Here is a 20,342-nt window from a genome sequence, read left to right as displayed (position 1 = left end):
CCTTAAGCCATGTCCGAGATCATTCCCAAAGAAAAACTGGGTGGCTTTCAGCGCTGGCAGGTCAATTCCTTTGACCCGCCCAAGCCCGTCATCGCACAAGCGCCCCCTCCGCCCCCGCCACAGGTCGAGGAGAGCAGCGAGGAAGTAGATCAAGCTTTCCATCTGCCTACCGCAGAAGAGCTTGAGCGCCTCCACGAAGAAACGCGTGCCGCCGGCTACCAGGCTGGCTACGAAGAGGGCCGACTGGCAGCCGAAGAAAGCAGCCGTGCCGCAGCCGAGGCTGAAATTGAAAACCTGAGAACACTGGCCGACGGTTTCCAGCGCGCTCTGGATGAGCTGGACCAAAGCGTTGCCGAACATCTGCTCGCACTGGCCACCGAAATCGCCAGCCAGATGATCTCCGGCACGATCGCGGTCAAGGATGACGTCCTGCTCCCGATCATCCGCCAGGCAATCGCTGCCCTTCCCCTGCAACACAACCACTTGACCCTGCGCCTGAATCCGGCTGATGCGGCACGGGTCCGTGCCCAGCTCGGCGAACAGTTCCAGCAGAGCGGCACACAGATCATCGACGACAGCGAAATCAGCCCGGGCGGGTGCCTGGTACGCGCCGGGACCAGTGAAGTGGATGCCACCGTAGAAACCCGCTGGAAGCGCGTTCTCGAAGCCATAGGCAGCGAGCCCACGGCATGGTTAAACCCGTGACACCACCGGATCACACCGGGCGCTGGCAAAACTTTCTCGACAACTGCCGGCTTGCCGCCGCCAATGCCCAACCGCTGTGGCCGGTCGGACATCTGACCCGGATCAATGGTCTGGTCATGGAAGCTGCCGGACTTAAACTGCCGCTCGGCAGCTCCTGCCGCATTTACCCCCAGGGAGGCGCCCCGGTCGAAGCCGAGGTGGTCGGCTTTGCCGGCGAGAAGCTTTACCTGATGCCATCCGATGATGTCTATGGATTGGCCCCCGGTTGCAAGGTTGTCGCCTTCGAAACACCAACCACGCCACCACGCATTGATGGCCCACCACCGTTCCGCCGACGCGCCATTGACCGCGCCAAGCAGGTACCGGTCGGCGATGAATTACTCGGACGCGTCGTCGATGGCGTTGGACGCCCCCTCGACAGCAAGGGGCATCTCAGTACGGCGCAATCGCGTTCGCTGCAAAGCCGGCCGGTCAACCCGATGTCGCGTGCTGCGATCCACCAACCGCTTGACGTCGGCATTCGTGCCATCAACGCGCTGTTGACTGTTGGCCGCGGCCAGCGCATGGGCTTGTTTGCGGGCTCCGGCGTCGGCAAGTCCGTGCTGCTTGGCATGATGGCCCGCTATACCGAGGCTGAAGTCATCGTCGTCGGCCTGATCGGCGAACGTGGCCGCGAAGTGAAGGAGTTCATCGAACAGATTCTCGGCGAGGAAGGCATGCGCCGCGCCGTTGTCGTCGCCGCTCCGGCCGATACCGGACCGCTGATGCGCTTGCAGGGTGCCGCTTACGCGACCACCATCGCCGAGTATTTCCGCGATCAAGGCAAGCAGGTTCTGCTCATCATGGATTCGTTGACCCGTTACGCCATGGCGCAGCGCGAAATTGCGCTGGCCATTGGCGAACCACCGGCCACCCGCGGCTATCCGCCATCCGTCTTCGCCCGCCTGCCTCAGCTTGTCGAACGTGCCGGCAACGGCCCAGAAGGTGGCGGTTCGATTACTGCCTTCTATACGGTGCTCGCCGAAGGCGATGATCAGCAGGACCCGATTGCCGACTCGGCCCGCGCCATTCTGGACGGTCACATCGTTCTCTCGCGGACGCTGGCTGATGCCGGCCATTACCCGGCCATCGATATCGAACAATCGATCAGCCGGGCCATGGTCAACCTGATCGAACCGGCCCATCTCGATCAAATACGTCGGTTCAAGGTGCTTTTTGCCCGCTATCAGCGCTCCCGCGACCTGATCTCGGTTGGCGCCTATGCGCCGGGCTCCGACCCGGTACTCGACCAGGCGATTGCCATCTATCCGAAGATGGAACACTTCCTGCAGCAACGACTCAACGAACAGTCGGACTTTGCTGCCAGCACCGCCGCATTGGCTACATTGTTCTGATAAAGCATGGCTCAGCCCTTTTCCCTGCAACCACTGCTCGAAGTCATGCAGACCCGAACCGATGAAGCCACCCGCAAGCTTGGCCAACTGATCGCGGCAGAACAGAATCAACGCAGCCGGCTGCAAATGCTTGAGGACTACCGGGCGGAATACGCCCAACGAATGAGCGAGGCGACGGCGCAAGGCGTTACCCGTCTCGTCCTGCACAACTATCAGCATTTCCTCGTCAGGATCGATCAAGCCATCGAGCAGCAGCGCCTGACCGTCATGGACTCCGAGAACAGCACCAAGGCAGGCCAGGAACACTGGAAGAACCAGAACAAGCAGCTCAAAGCCATCGACACACTCTCCCTGCGCCACGATGCGCGCGAACGCTACAAGGAAGGGAAACAGGAACAAAAGCTGCAGGACGAGTTTTCATCACGCAAATACAGCATGCCGGAGAACCCTGACAACTAAGCTTCAGGCATGCTATTTGCTGATATCCAGGCAAATCAACGCCCGGTAAAGGTTCATGATGGGAATCACGATTATCTCCACTTCCAGCGTGTCGACCGCTGCAAGCTCCCCGACGCCTGCGGGTGCACAGCCCGGCGACGGTCTGCCGGCAGGTTTCGCAGCCTTGCTTTCCGGACAGATTGGCAACAGCGCATCGCTGGCCAGCACCCTATCCTCAGGCACGGCTACCAAAGAAGAAGATGGCAGCAGCGCCGAAAACAAGGCCACGTCGGACCTGATCACAACAGACCCGGCCCTTGCGCTGTTCATGGCCATTCCTGCCCAGGCCATACCGGCGGCAACGCCGTCCTTGTCTCTCGCCTCATCAGACACAACCGGCACAAAGGGACTCGCCGCAGAAATCAGCAATGTGCTCGGCGAAAAGCTTGCCACCCAGTCAAAGGGAGAAGCAAATCAAACCGGCAATGCACTCCCGAGCCAAACTGCCTCTCAGGATGATTTTGCCACTGCCCTCAAACTGAAAACGCAGACGGAACAAGGGGCAGCGGCAAATATTGCCGCTGAGACACTCGCCCAGGCACCTGCGCAACAAGACTCGTCCGCCGCGCTTGCCGCCGGGGCTGCAGCTGCCCAACAAAAGCAGGCAACACAAGCTCAAAGCGCCCACGCTGAAGTCAGCACGCCATTGCATGCCAACAACTGGTCACAAAACTTCAGCGAGAAAATCGTCTGGCTGGCAAAAAACGACCAGCAAACTGCTCAGATCAATATCAACCCGCCACAACTGGGCCCCGTGCAAATCACCCTGCAGATAAACGGCGATCAGGCTTCCGCAATTTTTGCCTCGCCACACGCCGAAGTGCGCCAGGCAATTGAAAGTTCGTTGTCGCAGCTGAAAGAAATGCTGGCCGGCGCGGGAATCAATCTTGGCCAGGCAGACGTTGGCGCCAACATGGCCCAACAAAACCGCGAAGCACCGTTCCAGTCAGCGAACGGGAACCGTTCGACGGGCGAAAACGCTATACTTCCGGGCATCGGAAATACCGTGGATAACACGGTCAGCACCCCGGTCCAGCGCGGCAGGGGCATGGTTGATCTGTTCGCCTGAGCGACCACAAGGTAACAAGAGAGGAAACATATGGCCAAAGATGCCAAACCAGTTGAAGAAGGGGCAGAAGCCCCCAAGAAAAAAAGCAAGAAACTGTTGATCATCATTCTGGCTGTCGTGCTCCTGCTGGTACTCGGCGGTGGAGGCGCGGCCTTCATGCTGCTCAAGAAGAGCGACAATCCGGACGACGAAGAGGCTGCGGAAGAGACCGAAAAGCCGGCCAAAAAAGAAAAGAAAAAAGACGGCCATGAAGTACCACCGGTTTTCATCAATATGGAACCGTTTACCGTCAATCTGATCCCGGAAACTGCTGGCAGCGATCAATATTTGCAGGTTGTTTTGTCGCTCGAACTCGAAGACCCGCTGGCCGAACCGGCACTCAAGGCGCAGATGCCAAAGATTCGCAACAACATCACCCTGTTGCTGTCGTCAAAGAAGTCTTCGGAACTCCTGTCGAAGGAAGGCAAGGAACATCTGGCCGAAGCTTTGAAAGACGAAATCAACTCGGTAATTGAACCGCCGAAGAAAAACCGGAAGGGCGAGCTGGTCATGCCTGAGGGTCCGGCCAAGTCGGTTTTGTTCACCTCCTTTATCATCCAGTAAGGAGTCATGGCGGGCGATTTTCTCTCCCAGGACGAGGTTGACGCCCTACTCAAGGGCGTCACCGGGGAATCTGACGAGCCCGAAGAAGCCGAGGGCGACGGCGGAAGCATACGCTCGTACAATCTTGGCACCCAGGAACGCATCGTCCGCGGGCGCATGCCGACGCTGGAACTGGTCAACGAACGATTTGCCCGATATTTGCGGATTGGCCTGTTCAATTACATGCACCGGAATGCAGAAATTTCGGTCGGTCCGATCCGGGTGCAGAAATATAGCGAGTTCATCCGCAATCTGGTCGTACCGACCAATCTGAACCTGGTCGTGGCCAAGCCACTGCGCGGAACAGCACTCTTTGTTTTCGATCCGAACCTGGTCTTTCTGGTAGTGGACAACATGTTCGGCGGCGATGGCCGCTTCCATACCCGGGTCGAGGGGCGCGACTTCACGCCGACTGAGCAGCGCATCATTCAGGGCCTGCTCACCGTTGTTTTCACTGAATACGAGAAATCCTGGAAACCGGTACACAACATCACTTTCGAATACATTCGTTCGGAAATGAACTCGCAGTTTGCCAACATCGCCACACCATCGGAAATCGTCGTTTCAACGACCTTTACCCTCGAATTCGGCGGCGCCACGGCTGATATGCACATCTGCTTCCCGTACTCGATGCTGGAACCGATCCGCGACCTCTTGTACAGCACCATGCAGAGCGACCAGCTATCAACTGACAAGCGCTGGATCGGCACCTTGCGCAAGCAGTTACAAGGCGCTGAAGTTGAAATCGTTGCCCACCTGGGTGGCGGAAAAATCACGCTGGGACAGATCCTGAACCTGAAAGTGGGCGATGTCGTTCCGCTTCACATTCCGGAAAAAATTCAGGCACTGGTCGACAACGTCCCTCTGATGGAATGCACCTATGGCCAGCTCAATGGCCAATACGCACTGAAAGTCGAGCGATTCATCGCTGCATTGCCCGACGCACCGCCCGGAGAACCGGCGATGGGAGAAAAAAATGGCTGAAGAAATGGAAAATATCGAGAACCCGGCGGCAGAAGAAGAACAAATCAGTGAAGATGACTGGGCTGCAGCCATGGCGGAACAGGCAATCGTTGATACCGCCCCGGCAGCCCAGCCCGCCGACATATTCCCTTCTTTCGGCGGCACCACCGGCAACAACGGCATGATGAACGAGCTCGACATGATTCTGGATATTCCCGTCCAGATCACCGTCGAATTGGGGCGCACCAAAATCACCATCAAGAACCTGCTGCAACTGGCCCACGGCTCGGTCGTCGAGCTTGATGCCATGGCCGGCGAACCGATGGACGTACTGGTAAACGGCACCCTGATCGCCCAAGGTGAAGTTGTTGTCGTGAACGACAAGTTCGGCATACGTTTGACCGACATCATCACGCCATCCGAGCGGATGCGAAAACTCAATCGCTAACCTGCGGGCTGCTTTGCATTAAGATAGCGCCCTGACCACCACTCATGCCGGGCCGTCTGTTGCGCATCCTTCTCCTGCTGCTTCCTTTTTCCGTCCACGCGGCCGAAGCCGTCAATACAGGCGTTTCGGCCAGCACCTACCTGCAGGCAGGGCTCGCCCTGGTGCTGATCGTAGGCATCCTGTTCGGCACAGCCTGGATGGCAAGAAAGGTATCCGGAGGCAAGGGATTCGGCCAGGGCAACATGAAAGTCATCGGTGGCGTTGCACTCGGCCCGCGTGAGCGCATCGTTCTCGTCGAGGTTGGCGAAGACTGGCTGGTCATCGGAATTGTTCCCGGCCAGATTCGCACACTGCACAGACTGCCGAAAGATAGCCAAACAACAGACAAACAAGGCTCTGCAGACGACAAGCCATTTGCCCAATGGTTTAAAACGGTTGCCGAGCGAGGTAACGACAGTGCTTAAACGGGGGCTCGTTCTTTTCGCACTCCTGGTACCGACCACGCTTGCTATCGCGCAAGTTGGCGGCCTGCCGGCGCTGACCAGCAGCCCGGCATCAGGCGGTGGCACCACCTATTCGCTGACAATCCAGACACTGCTGCTGATGACGGCGCTGACCTTCATCCCGGCCGTGGTGCTGATGATGACCGGTTTTACTCGCATCATCATTGTCCTCTCCCTCCTCCGGCACGCGATGGGAACCCAGACTTCGCCTCCGAATCAGGTGATTGTCGGGCTATCGCTGTTCCTGACCTTCTTCGTCATGTCCCCTGTGCTCGAAAAGGTCTATACCGATGCCTATGTACCACTCGCCGAAAACAAGATCAACGTCATGCAGGCAGCGGATCGAGCTGCCATTCCGATGCGCGGCTTCATGCTCAAGCAGACCCGCGAGTCAGACCTGGCATTGTTTGCCGGCATAGCCAAGATCGACAAGATAGAAAAGCCCGAAGACACACCGCTGCGCATCCTGGTACCCGCTTTCGTCATCAGCGAACTGAAAACAGCTTTCCAGATCGGTTTCATCGTCTTCATTCCCTTTCTAGTCATCGACATGGTGGTGGCCAGTCTCTTGATGTCCATGGGTATGATGATGATGTCGCCAGTCATGGTTGCTCTACCGTTCAAACTCATGCTTTTTGTGCTGGTTGACGGTTGGCATCTCGTCATTGGTTCACTGATTCAGAGTTTTGGCACATGACCCCCGGCACCGTCATGGAAATCGGCCGCCAGGCCATCGAAGTCACGCTGACCATTGCCGCCCCGATGCTTCTGGCAGCTTTGGTAGTCGGCCTGATCGTCAGCATCTTCCAGGCCGCCACTCAATTGAACGAAGCAACACTGCAGTTCGTTCCCAAGCTGGTCGTGATGTTTCTCGTCCTGCTTCTGGTCGGTCCCTGGATGCTGCAATACCTGATGGACTATATCCAGCGCCTGTTCGAGAGCATTCCACAACTGATCGGCTGAGATGATCAGCCTGACCTCAATTCAGCTCGATACGTGGATTGCCGCCTTCATTTATCCACTGGCTCGCATCCTTGCCTTTATCGCTGCGGCCCCGCTCTGGAGTACGGCAGGCATTCCTCGCCGTACTCGCCTGGTGCTCGGCATCAGTATCGCTGTTGCAATCGCACCAGGACTCCCGGCGATGCCGACGGTACAGCCGGCATCCTTGTTCGGACTATGGATTCTGGTTCAGCAGGTTCTGATCGGAATGGGAATGGGCTTTGCTGCAAAGATCGTATTCAGTGCAGTAGATTTTGCCGGGGAATTCATCGGCGCCCAGATGGGTCTGGGATTTGCTACCTCCTACGACCCGCTCAACTCATCACAAACTGCGGTGATCACTGAATTCATGAGTCTTCTCTCCCTGCTCATGTTTCTCTCGCTGAATGGCCACCTGCTCTATGTCGGCACCTTGGCTCAAAGTTTTACAGCCATTCCGGTCAGCGCACTGCCACTCGCAGCCGAAAGCTGGCTCAACCTCGCCGAACTGGGCGGCAAGATATTTTCTGCCGGGCTTCTGCTGGCCCTGCCGATCGTCGTTGCATTGATGATTACCAACGTCGCCCTGGCTGTGCTGACACGGGCAGCACCACAGTTGAACATCTTCGCTTTGGGCTTCCCCCTGACCCTCAGCATCGGTTTCGTCGGATTGGCGATCAGCCTCAATTACCTTGCCGAACCGCTCCAGGCTCTCTTCGAATTCGGCATGAGTGCCATGCTCGGTTTCGCGGTTCCCTCACACTAAGGCGTGCATGCTCAGTAAAGCTCGTTCTGCATGAAGGAGTCAGCCTGATCCCGCTGCACAAGACGAACCGTTCCCTCGGCAATCCGGCGTGCACCTAACGTCTGCGAATCGATACCTTCGGTAAACTCCATCAGCTGATACGCAGTGTAGCCTTGTGCCAACTGCAACTGCCGCGCCCGGCGCTTAAGTATCTGGATTGACTCGCCAGCACCACCGGTATGGTAGCGCTTCATTTTCATCGAAAACCGATAGGTATTTTCCGAAAGGCGAGCTTCCTCAATTTCCCAGTTGGGCGCCAGAGGGTCATAAATCAACTGTATGGCACCAACAATCAGCGCACCGGTTGCCAGATTGGAAAGGGAGATCGAGGTCTGGGCGGTCAACCTCAGCGCCTTGTCCGGAATCAGAGGCGACGCACTGGAGTCACCCGTCGTACTGCAGCCAGCGAGAATCAATGCTGACAGAAAGCTGGCCAGCAACACCTTGACAGTATTCATATGTAATCAAAAAGACTGAGCTTGGAAGTCAGCGTAAATGATGCCATGGCCGCATCGAGCTGGAGTTTCTTTTGTGACACACTGGTAAGTGCCGAGGCGTAATCAAGATCTTCAAGATTGGAAAGTTGTTCTTTGTATTGAAGCTTTTGATCCGCAGCCATGTTCGAAATAGTCTCAAGGGAGGAGAGTTTCGAGCCGACCGCGGCACGAACAGTCAAAACATTGTCCATCGAAGCTGTGATATCACCGAGCGCCTGGGTGTAGGTCGCAGAGGAAGCACTTGCCCCCGGAGTCTTGAGAAAGTTCACCATATTCTGGACCGCATCAAACATGCTTCGTCCGGTCACATTGCCAGCAGCATCCTTGACACGCATGAAGACCTCGCTCCCCGGCACGCTGGTTTCCAGATTCTGGCTGGCACTGACCTGCAAGGTTTGAACACCATCGTCACCGCTGTAATTCATGTAACCATTACTCAACGAATAGGGTGAAGCATTTGCACTCAAGGCGAATGGCGTAGTCGTTGATTGAAAGCCGGAAAATATGTAGCGTCCGGTTCCGTCCTGCGAGTTGGCGAGAGACACCAGATTTTTTAGCCGCTCGGCAAGTTCGCTCGCCACTGCCGCTCGCTCGGAGTCGGAGTAGCTGCCATTACCTGCCGCCAGAGCATTGTCGTAAATGTTTTTCAGCTCATCACCAACCCCACCCAATACGTTATCAAGCGCCCCGAGCTTGGTGGTAGCCGTCTGTTGGTTCTTGATATACAACTCGTTAACCGCTTGGGTCTGCGTCACCACCAGAACCTGCGCCGCACCAACCGGGTCGTCCTTGGGCGTCACGATCCGCCGTCCGGTATCCACCTGATTCTGCAAGGTGTAAACCTCGCTCTGCAGACGCTGGATACCACTGGTTCCACCGTTATAGAGTTGTTGGGTGCTAATTCTCATGCTCATGATTTACCTCTGGTGTTACCCAAGTGAGATCAAGGTGTCAAAAATATTGGAGGCAATTTCGAGAATTTTCGCAGAGGCCTGATACGCCTGCTGATACTCGATCAATTTAGCCGCCTCTTCGTCACGATTGACTCCGGAAACCGATTCACGCGCAGCAGTAGCCTGCGACAGCAAAGTAGTCTGGGCAGATGAAGAAATCTCGGAGGCTGAAGTCTTGTTGCCAATATCGTTAACAAAAGCGGCGTAGTTATCCTGATAGGTTGCCGAGCCACCCAACATCGTATTCTGGGTCTGCAAATTGCCAAGGCGGACCATATTGCTGGCATCTTCAACGCCACTGGTATTTGCAGCAACGGTGAACGTGTCTCCGGTAGCCGGCACACCGGAAAACACCAGCGACACTCCTGCCGGCGAAGCTGCCGTATTGGCTGCATTGATTGTGTAGGTGGCCCCCGAAGTAAAAGTAACCGTATCGGTTGTCGCCGTAATCGGATAAGTCACAGGCGGATTACCACCGACTGATACCGTTACCGACCCCACCGGGAAGCCGGTCAAACCGGTTCCGTCATAGCTGATCGCCAGTGGCAAGCCATTTGTCGAATAATTGGGGCCGACACTGACTGAACCTACCGTAGTACTTCCTGTATTGGTCAATGCGGCGGAAGCTCTTGCAGGGGCGGCCGCTGCAACCAGTCGGGGATCAGCAGCAACACTGCTATCAACAGAAAACTGGCGCGCACCATAACGTGTAGGCTGGATCAGATAGCTATCACCGGCAGCGAAAGCGCCGGCGGTTGAACTCAAGCTGAAGCCTTGGGGATCAGCCGCCAAAGCGGTATTGATATCGGCGATTGAGGCTCCGGACCAGGCAGTGTTATCAGAGAGACGCTTCAATGAAAAATTGCTGCCATCATAAGAAAGCTGATAGTCGCTGGAGGTCAGGTTTGTGTAGAAATTCGTTCCGTTATAGGAAGCCGCATCGAAACTAGCAGAAACTGTCGGACTACCAACCGCGTTACTGGAGCGGGAAGTTACAGTTGGCTGGCTGATCTTGAAGAAATCGGCGATGAAGCCGGTATCTCCGGCAATATTGCCTAGCATGTCCTGACCCAAGGCATTCTGGGAATTAAAGGTCAGCGCCATTGAACTCGCCATCAAGCCAAGTTGATTGAACGAGGCATCAAGCGCCTGCGAGCGAAAGCTCAGGAATCCCCCCAGTTCCCCGCCAGTAATCAAGGACTCCGGCAGTTCCTGCACGTTACCCGCCGCACCGACCAGTCCAACCACAATCCGGGACGGATCGGCCGAGGAGGCAACCGCAGCCATCTGGGTCACCCGACTGCCGACCACCAATTGCTGGCCACTCCCAACAAATACGTTGTAGCTGCCGTCGGTATCGGTCGTCACATTGACCTTGACCAGCTCGTTGAGCTTGGAAACCAGTTGATCACGCTTGTCCAGCAAGTCGTTCGGCGCCTGTCCATTCAGCGAACTGGCAGAAATGATGCGTTGATTGATATCACCAATTTCCTGGGTATAGGTATTGATGGAAGTTACCAAACTTGAAATCTGCGAATTGACACCATTCTTCAATTCATCCAGGCGGCTATACATGCTTTGAAAACTAGTCACCATGGTATCGGCAGCGGAGAGCATCGACTGGCGCGAAGAGGCGGAAGACGGATTGGTTGCCACCGACTGAATGGCATCAAAGAACTCCTGAACCACAGGCGTCAAGCCCGAGGTTTTATCCGCCAGCATATTGTCGATCTGGGAAATCTGGGCATTATAGGTATCAAGCGAACTGACGTTGGTCTGAGCATTCAGCACCTGCTTGGTCAATGCTTCGCTATACATACGCTCGACAGTCACGACATGCGTGCCCTGACCAATGCCGCCAGCCCCGGTCATGATGGTTGGATTAGAGGCCTGCACCACCCGCTGACGGGAGTACCCCGCCGTACCGAGGTTGGAAATATTATTGCCGGTGGTCAGCAAGCCAGCCTGAGCTGCATTGATTCCTGTGACCGCAATACTGATTAAACCGCCCATTTCCACTCTCCTTCCTGCTTGTTAACGACACCAGCAGGATTAACTTGATCCCTAACCAACCAATGCCATACGCAAGGTAGGACCATTAATGATCCGGCTCAGTTTTTCGGCGTAAGCCGGATCGGTTGCATATCCGGCCTTCTGTAATCCTTTAGCAAACTCCGCGCCATCCTGCGAGCCGATCACGCCGCTGTAACGCGGATTGCTGCGCAGCAAGGATGCGTAATCGCGGAATGCTTCATCGTATGAGCCGTAAGCACGAAACTTTTCGATCTTCTGCTGCGCCTGACCATCGACATACTCGGTCGTTACCGCATCGACCGTTGCCCCATTCCAGTTCTTGCCGGCCTTGATGCCAAAGAGGTTGTAACTGGTCGAACCGTCGCTTCTACGTATCTCGCTGCGCCCCCAGGCGCTCTCAAGTGCAGCCTGGGCAACCAGGAACTGAGGGGGAATTCCGGTCGACCGCGACGCTTCCACCGCATTTGGCCAAACTCTATTAACAAAGTCTTTTGATGATGCAGGGACATCCACCGCCGCGGAGGTGGCGGCTGAATTAGTTGGCGTATTGATGGAAGAGTACGCGGCAGACGTCGGTAGACTGCTTGGCACTGGCGTATATTGCAGATGACGCGCATCCGCGGCGGTCAGCGGCAAGGCATTGCCGGCAGCATTTGCCGGCGCACCAAGAGCCGCCTGCCCCTCCGCAGAAATCATGTTGCGTCCAAGCTGCTGCTCGATCAAACGCGCAAAACCAATTCCCTTGCCACTGGTCGACAAATTCTGCGCCATCTGCTGATCAAGCAAGCCGTTGTAGAAACGTGTTGAATCGCTATCAAGCATGCCATCCTGAGGCGTTGCATCACGCATGCTTTTCATGACCATTTGCAGAAACAAGGTCTCGAATTGCTGGGCTGCCGCCTTTAGCCCCTGCTGCGGATCCTTCTTGAACTGGGCGCGCAAATCCTGGGCCGACGTGACGTCGAACGCTGCCCGATTCGGACTGTCCTGAATTTTGAACGACATGGTGATGAATCAGATGATTTCGAGATCAGCGCGCAGCGCACCTGCGGCCTTCATGGCCTGCAGGATGGCCAGCAGATCCAGGGGATTCGCCCCCAGTGCATTCAGTGCCTTGACCACCTCGGCCAGACTGGCTCCTGCCTTCACGTTCATCAAGCTGCCCCCCTCCTGCTTGACCTGGATATCGGCGCCCTGACCCATAGCCGGATTGGGCGCATCGACAACCACGGACAGACTACCATGCGCAACAGCACATGCATCCAGGGTCACACGCTGATTCATGACCACGGATCCGGTTCTCGGATTGACAATGACCTTGGCTGCACTCTGCACCGGCTTCACATCGAGATTGTCGACCCGACCGAGAAAGGAGACCCGTGCATCACTCTCTTCCGGAGCTCGGACAGCAATGCGCCGACCATCAACCGCATTGGCCGTCCCCGGCCCCATGCTCTTGTTGATGGCATCAACGACGTTCTGCACCGTACCGAAGTCGGTCGCACTCAACTCGTAATAGACGAATCCACCTTGACCAAGCGCCGAGGGGACGGCTCGTTCAACCGTCGCCCCATCAGGTATGCGTCCAGCCGATAGGTGATTCACTGTAACCTTTGAGCCACCGGAAGAAGCCCCCACACCACCCACCAGGATATTGCCTTGGGCAATCGCATATACCTGCCCGTCCGCCCCCTTGAGTTGCGTCATCAACAGCGTGCCGCCACGCAGACTCTTGGCATTACCCATGGATGAAACAGTCACGTCGATCGGCTGCCCGGGCTTGGCAAAAGGCGGCATGGTTGCGGTAATCATCGCCGCCGCGACATTTTTCAACTGCAGCTTGGATGCCTGATCGGAGGTCAGATTGATCCCCATTTGCGAAAGCATGTTGCCAATTGCTTGGGTCGTAAATGGGGTCTGCGTCGTCTGGTCGCCGGTGTTATCGAGCCCGACGACAATCCCGTAGCCTATCAGTTGGTTGTTGCGAACCCCCTGGATACTGGCCAGATCCTTGATGCGTTCCGCAAAAGCCATCTGGCTCCAGAACGGCAACAGGCAGGCGGCCACTATTGCCGCTTGCCGGAATACTTTGCCGCTATTGCTCTTCATGATGCGCCTCCGCGAGATATTTCTCAGAATGGCATCACATTAAGGAAGAAACGTGCCAGCCAGCCCATAACCAGCCCATCACTGATCTGCCCGGAGGATTTGTATTCGATGCGGGCATCCGCGATATTCGACGAAGCGATGGTATTGGCTGCACTAACGAAGCTCGGGTTAACCACCCCGGAGATCCGCACGTATTCCTGCTCATGACCAATCGCCAGCTGCTTTTCACCGGAAACAAGAAGATTGCCATTGGCATAGACATCGATCACCGTAACAGTCATATTGCCGGTGAAAATATTGTTGTTCGCCGCCTCGCCCTTGCCGCTAAATGAATTGGCGCTGTTCGTCCCATAATTCAGGCCAACCAGTGATTTACCCAAAACACCGTTCAGCCCGGTAATCGAAGCACTCGAAGTATTCGACTTGTCGAGCTTGTCATTCGACTTGGTCGACGCAGAGGTACTTTCCGTGATCGTGACAGTAATCGTATCGCCGACATAACGCGCCCGCCTGTCCTCGAACAGCGGTCGACTGCTCGTCGCCTGATAAATCGATCCATTGGCTAACGCCGCCTCGTAACGCGGAGCCGGACGAGCCGACATTGGCTGATGGACATTCGTCGGTGGCACCGTGCTGCAAGCAGCACAGAAAATCGCAGCAATCCAGCTAAAGCCTTTCATGGCACACCTCACAACTGAGTCAGGCGAGCAAGCATGGAGTCAGACGTGGACACCACCTTGGAGTTGAGTTCATACGCACGCTGAGTCTGGATCATCGTCACCAGTTCCTCCGCGACATTGACGTTGGAAGTTTCAACGTAACCTTGATTGACGACGCCAGCCCCATTTGTGCCCGGCGTATTGGGGGTTGGCGTACCGCTCGCGGCCGTCTCAAGAAAGAGATTCTGCCCCATGCTCTGCAGGCCACCCGGATTGATGAAGGTTGCCAGTTGAATGCTGCCAATCTGGGTCGTTGCCGAACTGCCCGATTGCGTAATCGAGACAGTGCCGTCAGTACCAATCGTCACGCTCAAGGCATTCGCAGGAATCGTGATGTTGGGCTGCAAGGGATAACCGTCCGAAGTAACGATCTGCCCCTGGTTATCTTTCTGGAAAGATCCATCCCGCGTGTACCCCGTCGTCCCGTCCGGCAGCAGAATCTGGAAGAAGCCGTTACCCTGGACTGCCATATCCAGCGTGCCGTCGGTTTTCTGGAGATTGCCCTGGGTAAAAATTCGCGCCGTCGACACCGGACGCACACCGGTACCCAGCTGCAGGCCACTCGGAATCTGCGTCTGCTGCGACGACTGGGCGCCCGGCTGACGCAGGGTCTGGTAAAGCAAATCCTCGAAAACGGCGCGACCGCGTTTGAAACCGTTGGTACTGACGTTGGCCAAATTGTTGGAGATAACGTCGAGCTGGGTTTGCTGGGCATCCAGACCTGTACGGGCAATCCACAGGGAACGAATCATGATTTATGTCCTATCAGGAACTTAGCGACAACAGTTGATCGGCCCGCTGGGCGTTGGTATCTGCCGTCTGCAACATCTTTATCTGCATCTCGAACTGGCGGGAGAGGCTGATCAGATTGACCATCGCATCCGTCACATTCACGTTACTGCCCTCCAGGGTCCCGGAAGTCAGCTTGACGTTCTGATCAGCCGGTGCAGCCTGACCATCGCGCGTCCGGAACAGGCCATCGGCGCCTCGCACCATATTTGCTTCGGGCGGATTAACCAGCTTGATCCGCCCAATCGCATTGGCGTTATTCGGCGTACCAAAGGTCGGCACCACTGATACCGTGCCATCCGGTGCGATCTCGATCGTGTTGTCGGGTGGAATGTTGATCGGTCCACCGTCACCAACCACCGAATATCCACCCTTGGTCTGCAGCAGGCCCGTCACATCGACATCAAGACTGCCTGCCCGCGTATAGGCTTCGCTGCCATCGGGCAACTGCACGGCAAGCCAGCCTTTGCCATTCACCGCAACATCAAGATTGCGACCGGTGAACATCAAAGGCCCTTCATCCATCACATCACTGACTGAAGCATCGACCACAAACGCCCGCGTCGGCATGCCCGAGCCTTCCACCGGCACGGCACGAAAACGATGCTCCTGCGATTTGAAGCCAATCGTGCTGGCATTGGCCAGATTATTTGCCGTACCGGCCTGCTGCATGAAGACATGCTTGGCACCGGTCATCGCGGTATAGATCAGACGATCCATTCAATCAGCTCCGGTCGTCTTAGCGAATATTGACGAGGGTCTGCATGATCTGGTCCTGCGTCTTGATTGACTGTGCATTCGCCTGATAATTGCGCTGCTGGACGATCATGTTGACCAACTCAGCGGTCAGGTCGACATTGGAGTCTTCCACGGCACCAGACTGCAGGACACCCAGCGTCCCACTGTCAGGCGTACCAATCTGGGGCTGGCCAGAATCCGCTGTTTCGATCCATGAGTTGTTACCCATGGCAAGCAAGCCGTTCGGATTCGTAAAATTGCAAAGAACGACCTGACCCAGATTCTTGGTTTGACCGTTGCTGTAGTTACCCTTGATGATGCCATCGCTACCAACCGACAATCCGGCCAGATTACCGGCTGCATAACCATCCTGGGTCAGCTTGTTGACAGCGAAGGAACTGCCGTATTGGGTTGTGCCGGTGAAATCGAAATTAAAGGCAAGAGGGCTGCTCGCATCATTGACATCAAGCGGATCGGTATCAGTGATGACCTGATTCAAGTCGATGGAGAACGCCAGCGGCATGGTCGTCAGCAACTTGCCGCTTGAATCAAACGCCAGTCGTGAAGCGCCGCTGGTCACATTGGCCTCGCTCGTACCATCAATCTGATAGTGAACATCCCAAGCCCCGGTCGTACCAGTCGGATCGGTCGCCGCCGGCGTGCTCTTCACAAAATACATCGTGGCCGTATGCGGATTACCGAGCGAATCATAGATAGTCAGCGCGGTCGAATAGTTATAAGTATCCGTTTCCGGAGCATTGGTACCGGTCGGTGCGGTCCACGCCGTGACCGGAGCGCTCTTCGTCGAGTCGAGTTGAAGTTGGGCCGTAACCCCCTCGGAGGTAGAACCCGTTGCTTGCGGCGCAATGCTGGCGGTCGAAATCTGCAGCGGCTGAGCCGTCGTCGGCACGACATTGCCATTCGCATCAGCCGGATAACCAGTCAGATTATCCGTCTGGTCATTTACGATAAACCCCTTGGCATCAACGTGAAACTGCCCGTTGCGGGTATAGGTCACCGCGCCGTTCTGACTCATTCGGAAAAAACCGCCGCCGTTGATCGCGATATCCAGCGAGTTGCTCGTCGTCGTGATATTGCCCTGGGTATATTGCTGGGCGATTGCGCTGTTTGCCGCACCGATACCCACCTGCGAAGCACCGCTGCCGTTAAGCGATGCGGCGTAGACGTCGGCAAAATGGGTGGATGCACCCTTGAAACCAACCGTACTCGCATTCGCGATATTGTTACTGGTGACGTCCAGCGCCTTGGAGGATGTATTGAGGCCGCTCAGCCCTTGTTGGAATGCCATTGCCGTCTCCCGGAATTACATGAATTGCAGAACATCACTGAATGCGACCGTATCGCCCGAGCTAAGCTCAAGAACAAATGACGAGCCGCTCTTCACCACAGCAGATACCGTGCCAACCTGAATCGGGCTCGTCGTGACTACTTTCCCACCAGACGAGGCCTCAACCGAGAAGGTATATTTGCCGTCAGCCAGTTGAGTACCGCTGGCATTCTTGCCATCCCACTGGAAGGCTACAGTGCCGGCAGCCTGCTTACCCAATTCCTGGGTCTGGACGACTTTTCCGGCGCTGTTCTTGATCGTGACCGTAACCTTGTCAGCCGCGCTGGGCAGCGTGACACCACCCTGCGCAGCGCCTTTGCTAAGAGTCAGACCGTTACCGGAAACCAGCACTTGAGACCCGATTGCACCAGCTGCCTGCAAAGCCTGTGAGGTATTGTAGGAAGCCAGCAGACTGGTCAGCGTCGTATTCAGACTCTGGATCCCTTCCAGCGAACTGATCTGTGCCAGCTGTGTCGTCATCTGCGAGTTATCCATTGGATTCAGGGGATCCTGATTCCGCAACTGGGTCGTCAGCATGGTCAGAAAGCTGTTTTGCAGATCCTGGGCTTTGTTTGAACTCGAAGACTTTGAACTGGAGCCATTCAAGGTCTTGATGACATCTGCGTCGCTCGTTGTCGAATTAACGGTACTCATGGCTATCTCCAGTTAGCTCTGACCAATGCTGAGCGTACGCAGCATCATGGTCTTGGCAGTATTCATGACCTCAACGTTGGTCTGGTAGGAACGCGAGGCAGAAATCATGTTGGTCATTTCATCGACGACATTGACGTTTGAAAAGGCAACATAGCCCTTCTCGTCAGCCGCCGGATTTTTCGGGTCATACACCATGCGGGCAGGAGAGGGATCCTCCACCACCTGGCGCACCCGCACGCCGGTCGAGGTCTGGCCGACATTACCCATCGGCGTCGCCTCGAACACCACCTGCTTGGCGCGATACGGCTTGCCATCCGACGAGACAACGCTGTCGGCATTAGCCAGATTGGAGGCGACGGCATTGAGGCGCATCGACTGCGCCGTCATCGCACTGGAAGACACCTGAAACACATTAAACAAGCTCATTCAGCTCTCCTTAACCCGAAGTGGATGCCAAGGCACTGCGCATACCTTTAATTTTTTCGCTGATAAATTGGCTGACAATCTGATATTGCAGCGCGTTATCGGTGATCTGGGCGCGTTCGACATCCATATCAACGGTATTTCCATCTACCGCCGACTGGGTTTCCGTACGGTACTGCAATGCTGCCTGCCCCCCGGAACCACCGCCCCGGATGTGCCCACCCGACGTCGTTGCCATGGCAATCGAGTCACTCCCGCGGCCAGCCATTGCGTTCTGCATGGCGCTTTCGAAACTAAAATCGCGCGCCTTGTAGTGCGGGGTATCGGCATTGGCAATATTCGATGCCAGAACTTGATGCCGCTGCGTGCGAAAATTCATCGCCTGGCTATAAACGGACAAGTGCTGCTCAAGATTGCTCATGGGAAACTCCATTGGTTTTGCTTTAACAAAAGCACAGTCCATGCCATCAGAAAAAGCGGCAAACGAAGCCCATCCGGCAACAATATTGGCAAGACTCGGCAAAACTTGCCGCCACATCCGGCGATTTTTATTTTCCATCCTGATCCCGGCTCGGGCAGAATGGAGGGATGCCTGTTCGCTCCCTTTTCTTCGCATTTTTGCTGCTCTTCGCCGGTCGACCGTTACTCGCGGCCGAAACGGATGCCGCCCTGGATACAGCAGAACGCTTCGTTCGCCAGCAAACACAAGGCATCCCTGGCAAAACCACGATCACAATGGGAAAACTGGACACCGTCCGTCTCCCCCCCTGCTCAGCATACGAAGCCTTCTCTCCACCCGGAACACGGCTTAGTGGCAGAACCCATGTCGGCATACGCTGCCTCGGCCCCAACATCTGGAGCGCACTCGTCCCGGTCCAGATCACAACAACTGGCACCTATGTCACAACGACTCGACCACTTGGCGCAGGACAACTTATTCAGGCGGGCGATCTGGCAATCATGACCGGCGACCTGAGCAGCCAGCCAACGGGAGTCATTACAGATCCGGCAAACGCCATCGGCAAAACCTTGCGCAACTCATTGGGTGCCGGCCAGGCCCTGCGCGGAGACCAATTGCTTGCCCCCCTGGTCATTCAGCAAGGGCAAAGCGTAAGGGTCATTTCCAAAGGCAATGGCTTTGCCGTAAGCAGTGAAGGCAAGGCGCTCAACAATGCCGCCGCGGGTCAGATCGCCCAGATTCGAATGAACTCGGGACAAACAGTCAGTGGCGTTGCCAAATCCGATGGCAGCATAGAAATTGCTTTTTAGGCCTAAAGTTTTATCTCATGCAACCGTTAACCGGATTGAGTTCTAAAGCATTGCGAGATCCAAAATGAAAATCGATAGCTCATACAAACCGACAGTAGCGCCTGTCGCACCGCGAACGACACAGACACCGACAACCGCCGGCAGTACTCAGGAGGCCGTCAGTCTGAGTCCGCTCGCCGGCAGTCTGCAAAGCACCGAGAAGCCACCGGTCAACTCGGCGCGGATTCAGGAAATCCGTCAGGCCATTTCCGAAGGCCGCTTCACGATCAATCCCGAGGCCATCGCCGACCGCCTGATCGAGACCGCGCGTGACCTGGTTGGCAAGCGTCAAGCCTGATGGCTGATCTGGCATCAATCACAAAACAGGAAATCGATCTGGTTTCGCGTTTTGTTGCGCTCCTGAAAAAGGAATGCGAGGCCCTGAAACAAGCTGAAGTCAGCCCACTGGCTGACTTGGCCGTGGAAAAAGCTCAACTGATCGAGCAACTGAACGCCTTCGAGAAAATGCGTGCGGCCCTGCTCGGTGTCACAGACAGCCAAAACGTCGGCACCGCGATGACCCTGTGGCTGGAAAAGAACCCGGGACAAGCGGGGGTCGGGGCCAACTGGAAAAAACTGATGGATTTGGCGCGCGAGGCCAAAGCCCTCAATAACCTGAACAGCAGCTTGGTGAGCATGCACCTCAACCAGACCAGCGAGTTGCTGTCCGCCCTGACGCAGCAGCCACAGAAACAAGCGCTTTACGGCAGCAACGGACAAGCCTCGCAACTCACCGGCAGCAGGATCGTCGACTCGGCCTGA

26 protein-coding genes are annotated in these 20,342 nt (G+C 56.1%); 14 read left to right on the top strand and 12 right to left on the bottom strand.

The features are described 5' to 3' along the window. Positions 1-9 precede the first annotated feature (9 nt). Genes KI612_RS04520 through fliR form a run of 11 tightly spaced genes read left to right on the top strand, consistent with a single transcriptional unit; the run spans position 10 to position 7,969 of the window. A complete protein-coding gene (locus tag KI612_RS04520; RefSeq protein WP_226442638.1) occupies positions 10-705 on the top strand; it encodes a flagellar assembly protein FliH in 696 nt (231 codons plus the stop codon). Further along, positions 690-2,099: a flagellar protein export ATPase FliI gene (gene fliI / locus KI612_RS04515; RefSeq protein ID WP_226442637.1), complete on the top strand. Its 1,410-nt coding sequence runs from the start codon at positions 690-692 to the stop codon at positions 2,097-2,099. Before KI612_RS04520 ends, fliI begins: the two co-directional genes overlap by 16 nt. Positions 2,100-2,105: 6 nt before the next feature. Then, the gene (gene fliJ / locus KI612_RS04510; RefSeq protein WP_226442636.1) at positions 2,106-2,558 is read left to right on the top strand and encodes a flagellar export protein FliJ; all 453 of its coding nucleotides are present in this window, start codon (positions 2,106-2,108) and stop codon (positions 2,556-2,558) included. Positions 2,559-2,613: 55 nt separating this feature from the next. Then, positions 2,614-3,666, top strand: a complete 1,053-nt coding sequence (locus tag KI612_RS04505; RefSeq protein ID WP_226442635.1) for a flagellar hook-length control protein FliK — start codon at positions 2,614-2,616, stop codon at positions 3,664-3,666. Between the two features lie 30 nt (positions 3,667-3,696). Further along, a complete protein-coding gene (locus KI612_RS04500) occupies positions 3,697-4,269 on the top strand; it encodes a flagellar basal body-associated FliL family protein (RefSeq protein WP_226442634.1) in 573 nt (190 codons plus the stop codon). Between the two features lie 6 nt (positions 4,270-4,275). Beyond that, positions 4,276-5,292, top strand: coding sequence for a flagellar motor switch protein FliM (gene fliM / locus KI612_RS04495; RefSeq protein WP_226442633.1), 1,017 nt, complete (start codon positions 4,276-4,278; stop codon positions 5,290-5,292). Further along, entirely contained in the window at positions 5,285-5,719 is a 435-nt protein-coding gene (gene fliN / locus KI612_RS04490) for a flagellar motor switch protein FliN (protein WP_404818075.1), read from the top strand. The genes fliM and fliN overlap by 8 nt, the downstream gene beginning before the upstream one ends. A gap of 59 nt (positions 5,720-5,778) precedes the next feature. After that, positions 5,779-6,183: a flagellar biosynthetic protein FliO gene (fliO, locus tag KI612_RS04485; protein ID WP_226442632.1), complete on the top strand. Its 405-nt coding sequence runs from the start codon at positions 5,779-5,781 to the stop codon at positions 6,181-6,183. Then, a complete protein-coding gene (gene fliP, locus KI612_RS04480; protein ID WP_404818074.1) occupies positions 6,176-6,919 on the top strand; it encodes a flagellar type III secretion system pore protein FliP in 744 nt (247 codons plus the stop codon). The genes fliO and fliP overlap by 8 nt, the downstream gene beginning before the upstream one ends. After that, complete coding sequence (fliQ, locus tag KI612_RS04475) at positions 6,916-7,185, top strand: flagellar biosynthesis protein FliQ (protein ID WP_226442631.1); 270 nt, start codon at positions 6,916-6,918, stop codon at positions 7,183-7,185. Before fliP ends, fliQ begins: the two co-directional genes overlap by 4 nt. A gap of 1 nt (position 7,186) precedes the next feature. Beyond that, on the top strand, positions 7,187-7,969 hold the full coding sequence (fliR, locus tag KI612_RS04470) for a flagellar biosynthetic protein FliR (RefSeq protein WP_226442630.1): 783 nt from the start codon (positions 7,187-7,189) through the stop codon (positions 7,967-7,969). Between the two features lie 11 nt (positions 7,970-7,980). Here the strand turns inward: fliR and KI612_RS04465 are convergent, their stop codons facing one another. The 12 genes from KI612_RS04465 to flgB are packed head-to-tail and all read right to left on the bottom strand — an operon-like array spanning position 7,981 to position 18,831. Then, the gene (locus KI612_RS04465; protein WP_226442629.1) at positions 7,981-8,466 is read right to left on the bottom strand and encodes a hypothetical protein; all 486 of its coding nucleotides are present in this window, start codon (positions 8,464-8,466) and stop codon (positions 7,981-7,983) included. Continuing rightward, positions 8,463-9,419 (bottom strand): flagellar hook-associated protein FlgL, encoded by a 957-nt coding sequence (gene flgL / locus KI612_RS04460; RefSeq protein ID WP_226442628.1) that lies wholly within the window; start codon positions 9,417-9,419, stop codon positions 8,463-8,465. Before flgL ends, KI612_RS04465 begins: the two co-directional genes overlap by 4 nt. 15 nt (positions 9,420-9,434) lie before the next feature. Next, positions 9,435-11,471 (bottom strand): flagellar hook-associated protein FlgK, encoded by a 2,037-nt coding sequence (gene flgK / locus KI612_RS04455; protein ID WP_226442627.1) that lies wholly within the window; start codon positions 11,469-11,471, stop codon positions 9,435-9,437. Between the two features lie 51 nt (positions 11,472-11,522). Beyond that, positions 11,523-12,497 (bottom strand): flagellar assembly peptidoglycan hydrolase FlgJ, encoded by a 975-nt coding sequence (gene flgJ / locus KI612_RS04450; RefSeq protein WP_226442626.1) that lies wholly within the window; start codon positions 12,495-12,497, stop codon positions 11,523-11,525. A 9-nt stretch (positions 12,498-12,506) separates the two neighbouring features. After that, on the bottom strand, positions 12,507-13,601 hold the full coding sequence (locus KI612_RS04445) for a flagellar basal body P-ring protein FlgI (protein WP_226442625.1): 1,095 nt from the start codon (positions 13,599-13,601) through the stop codon (positions 12,507-12,509). Between the two features lie 23 nt (positions 13,602-13,624). Then, positions 13,625-14,281: a flagellar basal body L-ring protein FlgH gene (locus KI612_RS04440; RefSeq protein WP_226442624.1), complete on the bottom strand. Its 657-nt coding sequence runs from the start codon at positions 14,279-14,281 to the stop codon at positions 13,625-13,627. 8 nt (positions 14,282-14,289) lie between these two features. Continuing rightward, a complete protein-coding gene (gene flgG / locus KI612_RS04435) occupies positions 14,290-15,072 on the bottom strand; it encodes a flagellar basal-body rod protein FlgG (protein WP_226442623.1) in 783 nt (260 codons plus the stop codon). 13 nt (positions 15,073-15,085) lie between these two features. Next, a complete protein-coding gene (locus tag KI612_RS04430) occupies positions 15,086-15,829 on the bottom strand; it encodes a flagellar basal body rod protein FlgF (RefSeq protein WP_226442622.1) in 744 nt (247 codons plus the stop codon). Between the two features lie 19 nt (positions 15,830-15,848). Then, entirely contained in the window at positions 15,849-17,156 is a 1,308-nt protein-coding gene (gene flgE, locus KI612_RS04425) for a flagellar hook protein FlgE (RefSeq protein WP_226442621.1), read from the bottom strand. Between the two features lie 15 nt (positions 17,157-17,171). Then, a complete protein-coding gene (locus KI612_RS04420) occupies positions 17,172-17,849 on the bottom strand; it encodes a flagellar hook assembly protein FlgD (RefSeq protein WP_226442620.1) in 678 nt (225 codons plus the stop codon). Positions 17,850-17,861: 12 nt separating this feature from the next. Further along, entirely contained in the window at positions 17,862-18,275 is a 414-nt protein-coding gene (gene flgC, locus KI612_RS04415) for a flagellar basal body rod protein FlgC (protein WP_226442619.1), read from the bottom strand. Between the two features lie 10 nt (positions 18,276-18,285). Next, entirely contained in the window at positions 18,286-18,831 is a 546-nt protein-coding gene (gene flgB, locus KI612_RS04410) for a flagellar basal body rod protein FlgB (protein ID WP_226442618.1), read from the bottom strand. Between the two features lie 29 nt (positions 18,832-18,860). Here flgB and flgA point away from each other — a divergent pair, with 29 nt between their 5' ends. The 3 genes from flgA (at position 18,861) to KI612_RS04395 (ending at position 20,342) form a co-directional block, all read left to right on the top strand. Then, entirely contained in the window at positions 18,861-19,541 is a 681-nt protein-coding gene (gene flgA, locus KI612_RS04405) for a flagellar basal body P-ring formation chaperone FlgA (protein WP_226442617.1), read from the top strand. A 64-nt stretch (positions 19,542-19,605) separates the two neighbouring features. Further along, positions 19,606-19,878, top strand: coding sequence for a flagellar biosynthesis anti-sigma factor FlgM (gene flgM / locus KI612_RS04400; RefSeq protein ID WP_226442616.1), 273 nt, complete (start codon positions 19,606-19,608; stop codon positions 19,876-19,878). After that, positions 19,878-20,342, top strand: coding sequence for a flagella synthesis protein FlgN (locus tag KI612_RS04395; protein ID WP_226442615.1), 465 nt, complete (start codon positions 19,878-19,880; stop codon positions 20,340-20,342). Before flgM ends, KI612_RS04395 begins: the two co-directional genes overlap by 1 nt.

Source organism: Quatrionicoccus australiensis, assembly GCF_020510525.1.
GTDB lineage: Bacteria > Pseudomonadota > Gammaproteobacteria > Burkholderiales > Rhodocyclaceae > Azonexus > Azonexus australiensis_B.
This window is presented reverse-complemented; position numbering and strand designations above follow the sequence as displayed.

Coding starts and splice junctions, on each gene's coding strand:
- flgM (WP_226442616.1), top strand. CDS start 19,606: ATGAAAATCGATAGCTCATACAAACCGACAGTAGCGCCTGTCGCACCG.
- fliR (WP_226442630.1), top strand. CDS start 7,187: ATGATCAGCCTGACCTCAATTCAGCTCGATACGTGGATTGCCGCCTTC.
- fliM (WP_226442633.1), top strand. CDS start 4,276: ATGGCGGGCGATTTTCTCTCCCAGGACGAGGTTGACGCCCTACTCAAG.
- fliI (WP_226442637.1), top strand. CDS start 690: ATGGTTAAACCCGTGACACCACCGGATCACACCGGGCGCTGGCAAAAC.
- KI612_RS04465 (WP_226442629.1), bottom strand. CDS start 8,466: ATGAATACTGTCAAGGTGTTGCTGGCCAGCTTTCTGTCAGCATTGATT.
- flgL (WP_226442628.1), bottom strand. CDS start 9,419: ATGAGCATGAGAATTAGCACCCAACAACTCTATAACGGTGGAACCAGT.
- KI612_RS04445 (WP_226442625.1), bottom strand. CDS start 13,601: ATGAAGAGCAATAGCGGCAAAGTATTCCGGCAAGCGGCAATAGTGGCC.
- flgG (WP_226442623.1), bottom strand. CDS start 15,072: ATGATTCGTTCCCTGTGGATTGCCCGTACAGGTCTGGATGCCCAGCAA.
- flgA (WP_226442617.1), top strand. CDS start 18,861: ATGCCTGTTCGCTCCCTTTTCTTCGCATTTTTGCTGCTCTTCGCCGGT.
- KI612_RS04520 (WP_226442638.1), top strand. CDS start 10: ATGTCCGAGATCATTCCCAAAGAAAAACTGGGTGGCTTTCAGCGCTGG.
- KI612_RS04500 (WP_226442634.1), top strand. CDS start 3,697: ATGGCCAAAGATGCCAAACCAGTTGAAGAAGGGGCAGAAGCCCCCAAG.
- flgJ (WP_226442626.1), bottom strand. CDS start 12,497: ATGTCGTTCAAAATTCAGGACAGTCCGAATCGGGCAGCGTTCGACGTC.
- KI612_RS04440 (WP_226442624.1), bottom strand. CDS start 14,281: ATGAAAGGCTTTAGCTGGATTGCTGCGATTTTCTGTGCTGCTTGCAGC.
- fliJ (WP_226442636.1), top strand. CDS start 2,106: ATGGCTCAGCCCTTTTCCCTGCAACCACTGCTCGAAGTCATGCAGACC.
- flgB (WP_226442618.1), bottom strand. CDS start 18,831: ATGGAAAATAAAAATCGCCGGATGTGGCGGCAAGTTTTGCCGAGTCTT.
- KI612_RS04505 (WP_226442635.1), top strand. CDS start 2,614: ATGATGGGAATCACGATTATCTCCACTTCCAGCGTGTCGACCGCTGCA.
- flgK (WP_226442627.1), bottom strand. CDS start 11,471: ATGGGCGGTTTAATCAGTATTGCGGTCACAGGAATCAATGCAGCTCAG.
- KI612_RS04420 (WP_226442620.1), bottom strand. CDS start 17,849: ATGAGTACCGTTAATTCGACAACGAGCGACGCAGATGTCATCAAGACC.
- KI612_RS04395 (WP_226442615.1), top strand. CDS start 19,878: ATGGCTGATCTGGCATCAATCACAAAACAGGAAATCGATCTGGTTTCG.
- flgC (WP_226442619.1), bottom strand. CDS start 18,275: ATGAGCTTGTTTAATGTGTTTCAGGTGTCTTCCAGTGCGATGACGGCG.
- flgE (WP_226442621.1), bottom strand. CDS start 17,156: ATGGCATTCCAACAAGGGCTGAGCGGCCTCAATACATCCTCCAAGGCG.
- fliN (WP_404818075.1), top strand. CDS start 5,285: ATGGCTGAAGAAATGGAAAATATCGAGAACCCGGCGGCAGAAGAAGAA.
- KI612_RS04430 (WP_226442622.1), bottom strand. CDS start 15,829: ATGGATCGTCTGATCTATACCGCGATGACCGGTGCCAAGCATGTCTTC.
- fliQ (WP_226442631.1), top strand. CDS start 6,916: ATGACCCCCGGCACCGTCATGGAAATCGGCCGCCAGGCCATCGAAGTC.